The organism is Paraburkholderia caffeinilytica, from assembly GCF_046030355.1.
GTDB lineage: Bacteria > Pseudomonadota > Gammaproteobacteria > Burkholderiales > Burkholderiaceae > Paraburkholderia > Paraburkholderia caffeinilytica_B.
In genome coordinates this window covers 181199-195328 of record NZ_JAQQCQ010000008.1, presented here as the reverse complement: position 1 = coordinate 195328, position 14130 = coordinate 181199, and the positions used below count along the sequence as shown (strand labels likewise).

General features: G+C 64.2%; 11 protein-coding genes. 6 read left to right on the top strand and 5 right to left on the bottom strand.

The genetic code is table 11. The features are described from left to right. Window positions 1-291 precede the first annotated feature (291 nt). The 6 genes from PQQ95_RS14945 (at window position 292) to PQQ95_RS14920 (ending at window position 9811) form a co-directional block, all read left to right on the top strand. Complete coding sequence (locus PQQ95_RS14945; RefSeq protein ID WP_408438156.1) at window positions 292-2790, top strand: acyl-CoA dehydrogenase; 2499 nt, start codon at window positions 292-294, stop codon at window positions 2788-2790. 121 nt (window positions 2791-2911) lie between these two features. Beyond that, window positions 2912-4324, top strand: a complete 1413-nt coding sequence (locus PQQ95_RS14940) for a 3-oxoacyl-ACP reductase (protein ID WP_408438155.1) — start codon at window positions 2912-2914, stop codon at window positions 4322-4324. Between the two features lie 2 nt (window positions 4325-4326). Further along, window positions 4327-5247 carry a MaoC/PaaZ C-terminal domain-containing protein gene (locus PQQ95_RS14935; protein ID WP_408438154.1) on the top strand — a complete coding sequence of 307 codons (921 nt, stop codon included), beginning with the start codon at window positions 4327-4329 and terminating at the stop codon, window positions 5245-5247. Between the two features lie 181 nt (window positions 5248-5428). Further along, a complete protein-coding gene (locus PQQ95_RS14930) occupies window positions 5429-6730 on the top strand; it encodes an acetyl-CoA C-acetyltransferase (RefSeq protein ID WP_408438153.1) in 1302 nt (433 codons plus the stop codon). Window positions 6731-6896: 166 nt separating this feature from the next. Continuing rightward, complete coding sequence (locus PQQ95_RS14925) at window positions 6897-8702, top strand: AMP-binding protein (protein ID WP_408438152.1); 1806 nt, start codon at window positions 6897-6899, stop codon at window positions 8700-8702. A 50-nt stretch (window positions 8703-8752) separates the two neighbouring features. Next, window positions 8753-9811: a DUF1571 domain-containing protein gene (locus tag PQQ95_RS14920; RefSeq protein WP_408438151.1), complete on the top strand. Its 1059-nt coding sequence runs from the start codon at window positions 8753-8755 to the stop codon at window positions 9809-9811. 4 nt (window positions 9812-9815) lie between these two features. Here PQQ95_RS14920 and PQQ95_RS14915 read toward each other — a convergent pair whose 3' ends face one another. The 5 genes from PQQ95_RS14915 to PQQ95_RS14895 all read right to left on the bottom strand — a co-directional run bounded on the left by PQQ95_RS14915 (window position 9816) and on the right by PQQ95_RS14895 (window position 14117). Then, window positions 9816-10235 carry a hypothetical protein gene (locus PQQ95_RS14915; RefSeq protein WP_408438150.1) on the bottom strand — a complete coding sequence of 140 codons (420 nt, stop codon included), beginning with the start codon at window positions 10233-10235 and terminating at the stop codon, window positions 9816-9818. Window positions 10236-10338: 103 nt separating this feature from the next. Next, window positions 10339-11916 carry an FAD-binding oxidoreductase gene (locus PQQ95_RS14910; RefSeq protein ID WP_408438149.1) on the bottom strand — a complete coding sequence of 526 codons (1578 nt, stop codon included), beginning with the start codon at window positions 11914-11916 and terminating at the stop codon, window positions 10339-10341. A 39-nt stretch (window positions 11917-11955) separates the two neighbouring features. Beyond that, entirely contained in the window at window positions 11956-12438 is a 483-nt protein-coding gene (locus PQQ95_RS14905; RefSeq protein ID WP_408438148.1) for a hypothetical protein, read from the bottom strand. Between the two features lie 279 nt (window positions 12439-12717). Then, entirely contained in the window at window positions 12718-13575 is an 858-nt protein-coding gene (locus tag PQQ95_RS14900; protein ID WP_408438147.1) for an anti-sigma factor, read from the bottom strand. After that, the gene (locus tag PQQ95_RS14895) at window positions 13575-14117 is read right to left on the bottom strand and encodes an RNA polymerase sigma factor (RefSeq protein WP_408438146.1); all 543 of its coding nucleotides are present in this window, start codon (window positions 14115-14117) and stop codon (window positions 13575-13577) included. Before PQQ95_RS14895 ends, PQQ95_RS14900 begins: the two co-directional genes overlap by 1 nt. Window positions 14118-14130 lie beyond the last annotated feature (13 nt).

Sequence of the window (14130 nt, the reverse complement as noted above, 5' to 3'; positions counted from 1 at the left end):
GCGCAAGATAATCATGAATATCGCGTACCCGAGCAATACGTCTAAGTCCCGCACCTTCCCGCACCTAAAGGACGTCGCATTGTCGAACTGCAGACACGATATGAAAAGCGAAGCAGGCGCGACTCGAAAACCGCTCAAGGGCGCCTCGCCGGAGACGCGGCCCACGGCGGCCTGAAAACCGCCGAACGCGCGACGTAGCAGCAACACCGCCAGTTAGAAGACCAACAGAACGCGAGCCGTCCGCGCCCCGTGGATGCGTTCGCACGCACCATCGAAACAGGAGGAAACGTCATGCCGTGGTTCATCCTAGTGCTCGTCATAGCCGCTCTCGCGCTCGTCTACGTTCAGGCGCGCACCTCATGGTGGCTTGCCTTCATGATCGTCTGGGTGGCCGCCGCGCATGTTAGCGGAGCAGCGGGTCCGGTCGCGACGACGCTGCTCGCGATCGTCTTCGTCCTCCCCGCCCTCGTCCTCACGATCAAACCCCTGCGGCGTGCATGGCTCACGAAACCGGTGCTCGACATTTTCCGCAGGATCCTGCCGGAGATGTCGCCGACCGAGCGCGACGCAATCGAAGCCGGCACCGTGTGGTGGGACGCGCAACTGTTCTCCGGACGCCCGCATTGGGACACGTTGCTCGGCTATGGCCCGGCCACGCTCACCGCCGAGGAACAATCGTTTCTCGACGTCGAATGCGAGCAGCTATGCGATCTCGCGAACGACTGGGAAACCACCATGGTGTGGCAGGACCTGTCGCCGGAAACCTGGCAGTACATCAAGGATCGCGGCTTTCTCGGCATGATCATTCCGAAGCAGTACGGCGGCAAGCAGTTCTCCGCTTACGCGCATTCGCAGGTCATCATGAAGCTCTCCACGCGCTGCTCGGCCGCCGCGGTTTCGGTGATGGTGCCGAACTCGCTCGGCCCGGCCGAATTGCTGATGCACTACGGCACCGAAGAGCAGAAAAACCACTATTTGCCGCGCCTCGCGCGCGGCGACGACATCCCCTGCTTCGCGTTGACGAGCCCTTACGCCGGCTCGGATGCCGCCGCAATTCCCGACGTGGGCATCGTCTGCAAGGGTATCTTCGAAGGCCGCGAGACGCTGGGTTTTCGCGTCACGTGGGATAAGCGCTACATCACGCTCGGGCCGATCGCGACCGTGCTCGGCCTCGCGTTCCGCGCGCTCGATCCCGACCGTCTGCTCGGCTTGGAGAAAGAGCCCGGCATCACCTGCGCGCTGATTCCGACCGACCATCCGGGCGTCAACATCGGCCGCCGGCACTGGCCGCTGAACGCGGTGTTCCAGAACGGTCCGAACTCGGGCAAAGACGTTTTCATTCCGCTCGACTGGGTGATCGGCGGCCGTGCGCAAGTCGGCAACGGCTGGCGCATGCTGATGGAGTGTCTGGCGGCAGGCCGCGCGATTTCGCTGCCGTCGTCGAATGTGGGAATGGCGAAGATCGCCGTGCGCGGCACCGGCGCCTATGCCGCAATTCGCCGCCAGTTCCGCACCGCCGTCGGCAAGTTCGAAGGCGTGCAGGAAGCGCTCGGCCGCATGGGCGGCAATCTCTACGTGATGGACGCCGCGCGCCGCCTGTCCGCGCATGCGGTGGACCTCGGTGAAAAACCATCGGTGATTTCGGCGATCGCGAAGTATCACATCACCGAGCGCGCCCGCATGGTCATCAACGACGGCATGGACGTCGCCGCCGGCAAGGGTATCTGCATGGGGCCGTCGAACTTTCTCGCGCGCGCCTATCAGCAGGTGCCGATCGCGATCACCGTGGAGGGCGCGAACATTCTCACACGTTGCCTGATCATCTTCGGTCAGGGCGCGATTCGCTGCCATCCGTACGTGTTGAAGGAAATGGCCGCCACGCGCGAAACGGATCGCAGCAAGGCGCTGCGCGATTTCGATGCCGCCTTCTTTGGCCATATCAGCTTCACGCTCTCCAACGTGGTGCGCAGTTTCGTTTACGGCGTGACGGGCGGCGCGTTCATCGCCAAACCGCGCACGGCGTACGCGCCGCTGCTGCCGTACTATCGCGCGGCCACGCGCCTCTCGACGGCTTTCGCATTGCTCGCCGACGTCTCCATGTTCGTCCTCGGCGGCGATCTGAAACGGCGTGAGCGTATCTCCGGGCGTCTCGGCGACGTGCTCTCGCAGCTCTACCTGATCTCGGCAACGCTCAAACGCTTCGAGGACGAAGGCCGTCAGGAAGAAGATCTGCCGCTGGTGCGCTGGGGTGTCGAAGATTCGCTGTACAAGGCGCAACACGCGCTCGACGGCGTACTCGCGAACTACCCGAACCGGCTCGCCGCGGGTCTCGTGCGCGGGCTCGCTTTTCCGTTCGGGCTGCCGCATCGCGAGCCGTCCGATCGCCTCGGCACCCAGATCGCGGAGTTGATGCAAACGCCGGGTGCGGCGCGCAACCGCCTCGTGTCCGATTCGTACGTGCCGCATCCGGATGTCGATGCGCTCGGCTACGGCGAGCTCGTGTTCGAGTTGAACCCGCGCTTCACGCAGATCGACCAGAAACTGCGCGACGCAGTCAAGCAAGGTCTGCTCGAACCGATGCCGCAGAGCCTGCCGCAACTGGCCGCGTGGACCGAAGCGGCACAACGCAAAGGATTGATCGACGCCGACGATCGCCGCGTGCTCGACGACTACGCGCGCTATGGCGCGGAGGTCGTGAAGGTCGACGACTTCCCGCCCGACTTCGACATGCTCGCCAACCTGCAAAAGCGCAAGGACGCACTCGAAAAAGCGCTGGAGCTGGCGGCCTGAGCGCCTTAAAAAAACATCCAGGCGGGGCATCCCCAGATGCCCCAAACTGGGTGCACACTGACACACGTCCGGCGTCTCCAGAGGACTTCCTTCGGGCGTGGCCAGCGGAGCAACGAATAATATGAACGACTCTTATCTGAACTTCGTCAATTCCCCGTTCGGCGCGCGGCTCGCGCGCTCGTTAGGCCTGCCGAAGCCCGAGGTGCTGCACCGCTATCGGGCCGACCGGCCCGAGTTCGACGGGCTGATCGCGATCGGCGCGGGCCAGGAACCGCGTCTGCTCGACGCGCTCGCGAATCTCGTGACGCGCGTCGGCATGACCAGCGTGGCGCATGAAAGCGCGGGGCTCTGGGTGCCGCTCGCGAACCGCCATGGCCTGATGACGGGCCGTTTCGAACCGGCGGAATCCGGTTCGCACGGCAAGCTCTCCGCCCTGCTGTTCGATGCGAGCGGTATCGAAGACAGCAGCCAGCTCGAACCGCTGCACGGATTCTTCCACGACACATTGCGCTCGCTCGGCAAATGCGGCCGCATCATCGTGCTGGGCCGACCGCCGGAAGCCTGCGCGAGTCCGCGCCAATGGACCGCACAGCGCGCGCTGGAAGGCCTCACGCGTTCGCTCGGCAAAGAAGCGCGGCGCGGCATTACCTCGAATCTCGTCTACGTGGAGCAAGGCGCCGAGAACGGCATCGAAGCGACATTGCGATTCTTTCTCTCGCCGCGCTCAGCCTATGTGTCGGGCCAGGTGGTGCGTATCGGCACGCGCGCCGGCGCCGATGCCTTGCCCGCGTTCGACTGGAATCAACCGCTCGCGGGCCGGCGTGCCGTGGTCACCGGCGCGGCGCGCGGCATCGGCGCATCGATCGCGAGCGTGCTCGCCGCGGAAGGCGCGCATGTGATCGGCATCGACATCCCCTCGGCGCGCGACGCCCTCGATTCGACGATGCGCCAGCTGAATGGCACCGCCCTCGCCTTCGACATCGCCGCGCCGGAAGCGCCCGCGCAGATCGCCGCGGCGCTCGACGAACAGGGCGTGGATATCGTCGTGCACAACGCCGGCATCACGAAGGACAAAACCATCGCGAAGATGACCGACGCCGCATGGCAAAGCGTAATCGACATCAACCTGTCGGCGCAGGAGCGGATCGACGACGCCTTGCTCGCAGCGGGCATTCTGCGCGACGGTGGCCGCATCATCGGCGTGTCGTCGATCAGCGGCATTGCCGGCAATCTCGGCCAGACCAATTACGCCACGTCAAAAGCCGGCGTCATCGGCCGGGTGCAAAGCATGGCGCCGCATCTGCGCGCGCGCGGCATCACGATCAACGCGGTCGCGCCCGGCTTTATCGAAACGCAGATGACCGCGAAGATCCCGCTGACCATCCGCGAAGCCGGCCGCCGCATGAATTCGATGAGCCAGGGCGGTCAACCGGTGGATGTTGCACAGACCATCGCGTGGCTCGCGCATCCGGGATCAGCGGGCGTGAGCGGCCAGATCGTGCGCGTGTGCGGACAAAGCCTGATTGGAGCGTGACCATGCATGAGCCGGGTGATCCGTTCCGGAGCGGTCACGCAGCGAGCGTGGCCCGTCCGAAGACCGTCGTCATCGACTCGTTGCCCGCGCCGGCGAAGCTGTATGCGCGCGCGTTGTCCGGCATCGTCAAACGCGGGCGCGACACCCACCTGCCGGCGTTGCGCCTCGTGCGCCCTGCGGTGGCGCTCGACCCCGGGCCGATCTGGCGTTATTCGCGGGTCTGCGGCTTCATTCCCGAGCACGGCGTGCCGCTCACGTATCCGCATCTGCTGGCCTTCCCGCTGCATCTGCTGATGCTCACCGACCCGGCGTTTCCCTGGCCGGCGCTCGGCCTCGTGCATCTGGCGAATCACGTGCGGCTGCGCCGGCCGCTCGCTTACAAGGACATGTTGCGGATCGAGGTGGAATTCGGCGCGCTGCTGCGCCACGACAAGGGCCAGGCGTTCGTGCTGCATACCCGCATGTATCGCCGCGGCGAAGCGGTGTGGGACGGCGACAGCGTCTATCTGAAACGCGGCGTGCCGGCGAGCGGCAGTCCGCTCGATCCGCTGCAACTCGGACACGATGCGCTCGAACGCATTTCGCGCTGGCAACTGGCACCGCAACTGGGCCGTGACTATGCGAGCGTGTCCGGCGATTACAACCCGATCCATCTAACCGCGCTATCCGCGAAGGCGTTCGGCTTTCCGCGCGCCATTGCGCATGGCATGTGGACGCTGGCGCGCGCCGCCGCCGCGCTGCAGCCGCCGAAACCGCTCGATGAGGCTACCTTGAGTGCCGAATTCAAATTGCCGATGCTGCTGCCGGGTGAAGCAACGCTGTGGAGCGCATCGCCTTCGCTGATTGAGCGCGACATCGAGGTGCGCGACATTGCTGGAGAAAAGCCGCATTTGCGTGGCCGCATGCAGTGGAAGCTGTTATGAAGCACGCCAAGGGACGCGCAGGTTTTAGTCACAGTCCGGAATTCAAGCTGGCTGAAAATTGCCGCTGATCCAGCAGAAGCACGAAGAAGCACACGCAGCACGAACGCAAAGAAGCCTTACTCACCATTCGCACCGTTCCGCACCCTTTCAACAACCCGGGAACGACTCAAAGGAGCCGAGCATGTCCAACCCGCTGCCCGCCGTGCGCCGCGTCGCCATTATCGGCGGCAACCGGATTCCGTTTGCCCGCTCGAACACCGCCTACGCGACCGCGTCGAATCAGGACATGCTGACCTTCACGCTGCAAGGCCTGATCGACCGCTATAACCTGCACGGCGAACGTCTTGGCGAAGTAGCAGCCGGTGCCGTCATCAAGCACTCACGCGATTTCAACCTGACGCGTGAATCCGTGCTGTCCACCACGCTCGCGAAAGAAACGCCCGCCTACGACGTACAGCAAGCCTGCGGCACCGGGCTGGAAGCGGCCATTCTCGTCGCCAACAAGATCGCCCTCGGACAGATCGAGGTGGGCATCGCGGGCGGTGTCGATACGACATCCGATGCACCGATCGGCGTCAACGAGCGCATGCGCAAGATCCTGCTCGAAGCGAATCGCGGCAGGAGCACCGGCCAACGCGTCGGCGCGCTGGCCAAATTGCGGCCCGGCATGTTTTTCAAGCCGCTTTTGCCGCGCAATGGTGAGCCGCGCACCGGGCTCTCGATGGGCGAGCATTGCGAGCTGATGGCCAAGCGCTGGAACATCTCGCGCGAAGCGCAGGACGTGCTCGCTTACGACAGCCACCGCAAGCTCGCTGAGGCGTATGCGCGCGGCTTCGTCAACGATCTGATGACGCCGTATCGCGGCCTCGCGCGCGACAACAATCTGCGCTCCGACCTGACGCTCGAAAAACTCGCCGGCCTGAAGCCGGTCTTCGATCGCGACGCGGGCACGCTGACCGCCGGTAATTCGACACCGCTGACGGACGGCGCTTCCGCCGTGCTGCTCGCCAGCGAAGAATGGGCGGCCCAACATGGCCTGCCGGTGCTGGCCTATCTGAGCTGGTCCGAAACCGCCGCCGTCGATTTTTTCGACAAGAAGGAAGGCCTGCTGATGGCGCCCGCCTATGCCGTGCCGCGCATGCTGGCGCGCGCCGGGCTCACCTTGCAGGACTTCGATCTATACGAAATTCACGAAGCGTTCGCCGCGCAGGTGTTGTGCACGCTCGCGGCGTGGCAGGATGACGAGTATTGCCGCACGCAGCTCGGTTTGCCGGGACCGCTCGGCGCGATCGATCGGGCAAAATTGAATGTGAACGGCAGTTCGCTCGCCACGGGCCACCCGTTTGCCGCCACGGGCGGCCGCATCATCGCCGGACTCGCAAAGATGCTCGCGCAACTCGACAAGCCGGCCGGCACCGCGCGCGGGCTGATCTCGATCTGCGCGGCGGGCGGCCAGGGCGTGGTGGCGATTCTGGAACGCTGATTGTCGTATTTGCCTCGGCGCGTGTTCCAATGAACACCTGGTTTCGAAGGCTGCAGCAATGACCGCTTTCTTTGATTGCCGCGTTGATGACCACTTTGATGATTTCAATGACTGGCTGCAAGACCAGTCCATAAACCGATGAAGCAACCGCTTCAGGAGACGACCGATGACCCAGCCCACGCAAGCCCCGCTCCCGCCCGCCGCGGGATCCACACCGCTCGCGAATGCAGCGGACCCGGCGCCCAGCCAGGCGGCGAATCGCGCGCCCAACACTGACGGCATCTGGTACGCGTCGTATCCGGCAGACGTGCCGCACGAAATCGACGTCAACCAGTACGAATCGGTCGTGCAGTTCTTCGACGAATGCATCGCGCAGTTTCGCGAGCGCGTCGCGTATGTGAGCGTCGGCGCGAACATGACTTATGGCGAGCTCGGCCGCAAGGCGGCTGCGTTCGCCGCCTATCTGCAGAGCATCGGCGTGAAGCCTGGCGAGCGTGTTGCGATCATGCTGCCGAATACGTTCCAGTATCCGGTGTCGCTGTTCGGCGTGCTCAAGGCGGGCGCCGTGGTGGTCAACGTGAATCCGCTCTACACGGTGCGCGAGCTCGCGCACCAGCTAAAGGACAGCGGCGCGCAAACCATCATCGTGTTCGAGAACTTCGCAAAGACTGTCGAAGACGCGCTGCCCGGCACCAGAATACAGAACGTCATCGTGACGGGTCTTGGCGATCTGCTCGCCGACGGCCTGAATCTGAAGGGACGTCTGCTGAATTTCATGCTGCGCCACGTGAAGAAGATGGTGCCGAAATACAACCTGCCGAAAGCGGTGCCGCTGCTCGACGCGCTCTCGATCGGTTACACGCGGCCGCTCACGCCCGTCCGTCCCACTCACAACGACATCGCCTTCCTGCAATACACCGGCGGGACCACCGGCGTGGCCAAAGGCGCGATGCTCACGCACAGGAACATCATCGCCAACCTGCTGCAGGCAAAAGTATGGTCCGAGGGTCAGTTGAGCGGCGATATCGAAACGGTGCTCACGCCGCTGCCGCTCTATCACATCTATTCGCTGACGGTGAACGCGCTGATCTTCATGGGCCTCGGCGGACGCAACATCCTGATTGCCAATCCGCGCGACATGAAGCGCGTAATGATGATCATCCGTCACGAGAAATTTACCGGTATCACCGCGGTCAACACGCTCTACAACGCGTTCCTCGACAACGAGGAGTTCTGCAAGCGCGACTTCTCGAACCTGAAACTCGCGATGGCCGGCGGGATGGCCACGCAGAAGTCGGTCGCCGATCGCTTCAAGGCGGTCACCGGCAAACCGATCATCGAAGGCTATGGACTGACCGAGTGCTCGCCGATCGTGTCGATGAATCCGGTGGACCTGACCAATCTGCGCGACTTCGAAGGCTCGATCGGATTGCCCGCACCGTCCACGCAAGTGCGTTTCAGGAAGGACGACGGAACGTGGGCGAACATTGGTGAAGCGGGCGAACTGTGCGTGAAAGGTCCGCAGGTGATGAAAGGCTACTGGAATCGTCCCGAGGAGACCGCCAAGGTGATCGACGACGAGGGCTGGCTCGCCACCGGCGACATCGGCGTGATGGATTCGCGCGGCTTCATCCGCCTGATTGACCGGAAGAAGGACATGATCTTGGTGTCGGGCTTCAACGTCTATCCGAACGAAGTCGAAGACGTCATCGCCATGCTTCCGGACGTGCGCGAGGTTGCCGCAATCGGCGTGCCGGATGCCGCGCAAGGCGAGCGTGTGAAGGTGTTCATCGTCAAGCGCAATCCGTCGCTGACCGCGGAACAGGTGATCGCCCACTGCCGTAAAAATCTCACGGGATACAAGGTGCCGAAGCTCGTCGAGTTCCGCGACGAGCTGCCGCAAACCAACGTCGGCAAGATTCTACGCCGCGCGCTACGCGACGAGGAACTCGCGAAGCAAAAACCTGCCTGACAGGCAAGGCGCTCGACACCATGTCTTGCGCCATCCTTTCGGAGAGATTCATGAAGCACAGCCTGTCCGCATGCTCAGGCCGCTTGCGCCGCTCGAGCCACTCGAGCCGCTCGCCGGCCTTCATGCGCCTCGCCCGTTTTTTGTCCGAGGCCGCCGCGCTGCGCGCGTCTCTAACGGCCTCACTGCGCGCGGCTTCGCGACGTGGCCTTCTGATCGGCGCGCTGCTGGCCGGCGTCGCGGCGCTGGCAACGCCGCCGGCGTTCGCGCAGAACGACGACGCGCCGCCCGCGCTCGACACCGCCAGCGCCAACGCCGTCAAGGCGCCCACCACGCCGTCGTCGCAGGTCGGCAAGCTCACGCTCGATCAGCAGGTCAAGTGGCTGCGCGCCGCGCAACAGAGCGGCGCCATGGAGAAGCTCGACGACGCGCAACTGGTCGCCCTCTTCCAGTCGCTCGATCCGCTTGCCTTGCCGCGCTACATCAAGGAAGGACCGAACGGTTTTCCGTCGTACGAGTTCACCATGTCGCGCTCGGAACGCATTCACGGCCAATGGCCCGACAAGCCGGATCACATGCTGGTTCGCATCGCCCACGATCCGCTGCGAATCTACGCGAAGTGGCTGCCCGACGGCGCACACGCCGGCCAGGAAATCATTTACGACGAGTCCAAGCGCACCGACGAAATGTATGGACACCTCGGCGGCATCATGAATGTGATGCCGTTGTGGACCTCGCTGAACGGCGCTCTCGCCCGCGCGCAATCGAACCACCAGGTGCGCGATCTCGGCACCGAGTACATTGCCGGTCAGTACCTCTCCGAAGGCAAGAAATACATCGAGGCCGGCTTGCCGCGCTCGACCCAGGTGGAAGTGAAAACGATCGACGGCGTGCGCGTCGTGGCGTTTACGTTCGAAACACCCAATGGCCAGCCGCAGTTCTATGCGAAGAAAGAAACGCTCGGGCTGGATCTGCGGCATCCGTATTTCCGCACCGTCGAGTCTTATGACAACGACGGCAGGATCTTCGAGAAGATCGTCTTCGAAAGCATCACGCCGAAAACATTCGACGACTCGACCTTCGATCCGAAGAACAAGGCTTATAAGTTCTAGGGCGCTAGCGGATAAGGCGCGGCGTCAGCGCGAAGGCGATATGCGCGATCGGCCCCGCGCCCTGCTCGTAGCTGTGCTCGACCAGCCCGCCTGCGCGGGTGGCAAGTTCTTTGAGCACGAAGTAATCGGAAGCGCGTGTGAGGCCGATCAGCGACGCCGGCGTTTGCGCGAATGTTTGCGCGGACGTTTGCCCGAGACGCGGCGCAAGTGTCGTGTACCAGAGCGCGCCGATGTCATCGCCAGCTTCGAATACGGGCAGCTTCATGTGTGCGACGTAGTCGGCGAATGCGGGGCCGCCCGCGAGGGTGGAATCGATCACGGCGAACGTGTTCTGGCGAGCGGCTGTCTGCGTGAGCCACGGCCATGCGCCACCTGCCGCGGTCGAAAGCCATGCGCCGGTCATCATGAAAGTGCGTCGGTCCATTGCCTGATCACGCTATCCGTTCACGCGCGCTATTTGCGTCGTTCGCATCATTCGAATCACCCACATCATTCAGGCCGCTCAGCCATTCGCTTCACATACGGCCTCACGTATAGCCTCGTCGGTCGCGCCACGCCGCCGGCCAGATCCCCTGCTTACCCGGCGCAAGAATGCCATTCGGGTCGAGGGCGTCCTTGATCGTTTCCGAGAGGCGCAGCAATGCGCCGTCGTTGAAACTGTACTGCGCCGCCGCGAAATCCATATACGCGAGATGCGCGCGATATTCGCCGTAACCCGCCGCGCGCGCATCGCTCATCAGCGAACGCAGTAACGCGCCAGCCTGCTCGACCTGATTCGCGTCGTCGCGGTCGAAGATCGCCGCGAAGATGTGATGCAGATGGCGCACGCCCGCCGTAAAACCGCCGTAGTAATCGAAGCCGTATTCCGCCGCGCGCGTCTTGACCATCGTGTATTGGCGCAGTGCGTCGCGCCCGGTCGCCGGACACACCGGCGCGAAGTCCACATGTGCGCCGGCGCCGCCGCGCCAGTCGAGCATGCGGAACGCGCTCATCGCCGGAATGCCGGCCAGGTTGCGATCGCCACCCGCAGTGGGTTGCGCATCGCCCGCATAGCGCGTCGCCGAGAGTTTCGCCTGCGGCACGCGAGCGAACGCGCGCTGCACGATCGCGTAGCGCGCGTCGATCAATTCAGGCGTTCCATACAGCGCAAAATGCAGATTCCAGCGGCCCACGTTCAACTTGTCGAGCATCGCCGCCACCGCGCTGTCCGGCATCGCGCCTTTGCCTTCGTACCACTGCTGACGGGCCGACAGTCCCGCGGCCCGCCGCAAACCACCTTCAATCACCGCGTGGTTGCGGATCGTTTCATCAAGCCGCAACGGCCTCAAGATGTCGACGATCGCCTCGAGATCCGCTTCGTGCCGGAACTGGATTTCGCCGAGCAGATACGCGGGCGGCGCAGGCATCAGCCAGACACCGAGCTTGGTGACGATGCCGTAGTTCGACTGCATGAACATTGCATCGAAGGAAGGTCCATAACCTGGCTGATACAGTTGCCACGCGTTGCCGATTTCGATCCCGCCCATCCCGGTGCGCAGCACATCGCCGTTGGCGAGCACCACTTCCATGCCGCATTGCGCCGCCGCGTGATCGCCATACGCGGTATAGCCAAAGCCGCGTTCGAGCGTATTGCCGACCACGCTGCCCCAACCCGCCGCAGGTGGATCGACCCAGAGCCTGTAGCCTTTTTCGCGCAGATGCGCGTAGAGATCGAAGTAGCTGACGCCCGGTTCGACCAGCGCATAGGCGAGTGTCTCGTTCACTTCGATGATGCGGTTCATCCGCTGCAGATCGAGCACGACCGAACCCGCCAGCCGCGGCGCGGCGCCACCGTATGCGAAGTTGCGTCCGGTCGAGACCGTCCACAACGGAATGCGAAATTGATTGGCAATCCGCAACACCGCGCGAATCTCTTCGACCGACGCCGGCAGCAGCACGGCCGACGCAAAGAACGCTTCGCGCTCACCCGGCGCGAACGGATCGAGGTACGCAGCAAGCCCCGCAGCCGAGGTCACCACCTGCGACTCACCGACGATCGCGCGCCAGCCGGCGAGTGCGCGATCGAACCCGGCGGCGGAAACTTTCGGCGGCAAGCTACGCGTCAAGATCTCTCCTTTGCGGCGATACGTGCGCGCGGCGGCAAGCTAGCGGTGCATCCCACCGCCCCCGCCGTGCGACATGCCGCCCCATACGTGCGCCGACGCGCCGCCATGCCAGCCGCCGCGCCCACCCATTCCATACGATCCGCGCACATAACGCACATGATCCATGTGATGAAAATGATGAAAGTGGTCGACAAAAACGAACGACACGCCACCGAATAACACCGGCGGCCCCCAGTACCATGGATCGTAGTAATACACCGGCGCCGGCGCCAAGGCTAGCGCGGCGGCATCGTCTTCGACGATCTGCCAGCTGCCGTCGGGCTGCAGGCAGGCGCGACCGCTGACCTGCTGCATGACGCCGTCGATTTCCGCCTGACCCACGACGAAGCGGCACGTCGAGGTGTCAGTCGACGGCGCACTCGCATCCGATTGTGCCGCGGCCGGCGCGGCGCTCGCGGCGTACAGGCACAGACACGCCAGGCCGGAACGCAGCCCCGTGCCGAACTGATGAAAATTAAGCATGATTTCGCTACCTCGACGCGCCGGCGTTGCGACTCGCAAAAAGCGTATCGACACCGTAAAGACCCCGTCGGTTTGCCTCGCACCAGACCGCGCCGTCCCAGCGCGCTTGCAAGGCGGGACAGCTGATCCTGCAGCAAGTAAACGAAGCGTCGCGCGACGCTATTCCGATGGCGCGCGCGAGCGCACGGCGTTTCTGTTACCACGTGTTGCAACGGAATCCGCTGGCCCGCGTTTTGCCGGTTTTTTGCCGGATCCCGGGGGCTCACCGTGCGTTCAGCGTTACTGCCAGGCCTCCGGCTTGCCGCCCAGCGCGCTGCACACTTCGATCGCCATCGAGCGCAGCTTGTCTTCCGAAATCGGCCCGGACAACGCGTAGCCCATGCGGTCGCTGACCCAGTAGAAGGTCCGGCGGTTACCGTCGCGGAACAGGCGGAATGCGGTTTCGTCGCGAGACATACCCGTGATGTACAGCGTGAGGCGCGCGCCGCTGGGATTCTCATACATGAACTGCGCGGCCGGTCCTGCTTCGCCGGGCAACAGACGCCCCCCCACCAGCGAGTAACCGTACTCCTGCAGCGACGGCACCGACAGCGGCCGGTTCAGCCGCCTGGACAGCCAATTGATCAGATGCTCTTCCTCGTTCGCGGCGACTTCGACGGGATGACGCCGTTCGGGCGTGTACACCGCATAAGCGATATCGGCGCGCTCGGCAAAACTCGCCGGCTGACCGCCGAGGCCATTCCACGCGCCACCCGTCAGACGCGGGGCGAGCGGCCCCAAGGCGAGCGCGACACCCGCACCGGCCGCGAGCCAGCAGGCAGCGAGGCCGACGCGCTGCCACCACGGCGTCGACCGCCGTACGACGATGAAGGCCGGCTCGTCGGCGTCGCTTTGTCCGACACGCTCGCTGCGTTCGTCGCTCCCGTTACGCGCGTTGTGCTGTGGCGCGCTGCACAGCGCCTGCAGCGCCGCTTTCTGCGCGCGCCACGCGGCCACTCTCGCGGCAGCTTGCGGCTGCTGCGCCAGTTGCGCCTCGATTGCGGCGCGCTCCTCAGGCGGCAATTCGCCGTCGACGAACGCCGACAGGGCCCGCAGATCGGGCTCCTCAGGCAAGCTGGAATCGTGGTCGTTGTTCATCACGGATTTCTCACTACTTTCAGCGGCGGGACTTTACGCGCCAGCCCCATGGCGCCCCCTTCACCCGGCCCCTCCGTCATCAGCACGCGCATGTGTTCCCGCGCGCGCGACAGCCGCGACATGACCGTGCCGATCGGCACGCCGAGCGCTTTCGACGTTTCCTGATAAGACAGTTCCTCCACGCAAACGAGCAGCAGCACTTCCCGCTGCTCGACCGGCAGGCAATATAGCGCACGCTGCAGATCGCGCAACACCAGACCGTCGACCTCGCCATGCGGCGCTTCGAGATTACGCCACGGCGCACTTTCATCGTCCACGGCAATTTCGCGGCGGCCGCGCAACTGGTCGATGTAAAGATGCCGCAGAATCGTCAGGAGCCACGCGCGCAGGTTGCTGTTCGGACGGAACGCCGACCAGCGCGCGAGCGCGCGCTCCGCCGTATCCTGCACGAGATCGTCGGCCCAGGCGCGGTCGCCCGTCAGTGCGCGCGCATAGCGGCGCAACTGCGGGAGCCACGAAATCACTTCCGCTTCGAAATTCACCCGGCGTGGCAAT

What these genes read in the sequence shown, in the direction of transcription:
- PQQ95_RS14945 (WP_408438156.1), top strand. Translation starts at nt 292, where the DNA reads ATGCCGTGGTTCATCCTAGTGCTCGTCATAGCCGCTCTCGCGCTCGTC.
- PQQ95_RS14940 (WP_408438155.1), top strand. Translation starts at nt 2,912, where the DNA reads ATGAACGACTCTTATCTGAACTTCGTCAATTCCCCGTTCGGCGCGCGG.
- PQQ95_RS14935 (WP_408438154.1), top strand. Translation starts at nt 4,327, where the DNA reads ATGCATGAGCCGGGTGATCCGTTCCGGAGCGGTCACGCAGCGAGCGTG.
- PQQ95_RS14930 (WP_408438153.1), top strand. Translation starts at nt 5,429, where the DNA reads ATGTCCAACCCGCTGCCCGCCGTGCGCCGCGTCGCCATTATCGGCGGC.
- PQQ95_RS14925 (WP_408438152.1), top strand. Translation starts at nt 6,897, where the DNA reads ATGACCCAGCCCACGCAAGCCCCGCTCCCGCCCGCCGCGGGATCCACA.
- PQQ95_RS14920 (WP_408438151.1), top strand. Translation starts at nt 8,753, where the DNA reads ATGAAGCACAGCCTGTCCGCATGCTCAGGCCGCTTGCGCCGCTCGAGC.
- PQQ95_RS14915 (WP_408438150.1), bottom strand. Translation starts at nt 10,235, where the DNA reads ATGGACCGACGCACTTTCATGATGACCGGCGCATGGCTTTCGACCGCG.
- PQQ95_RS14905 (WP_408438148.1), bottom strand. Translation starts at nt 12,438, where the DNA reads ATGCTTAATTTTCATCAGTTCGGCACGGGGCTGCGTTCCGGCCTGGCG.
- PQQ95_RS14900 (WP_408438147.1), bottom strand. Translation starts at nt 13,575, where the DNA reads ATGAACAACGACCACGATTCCAGCTTGCCTGAGGAGCCCGATCTGCGG.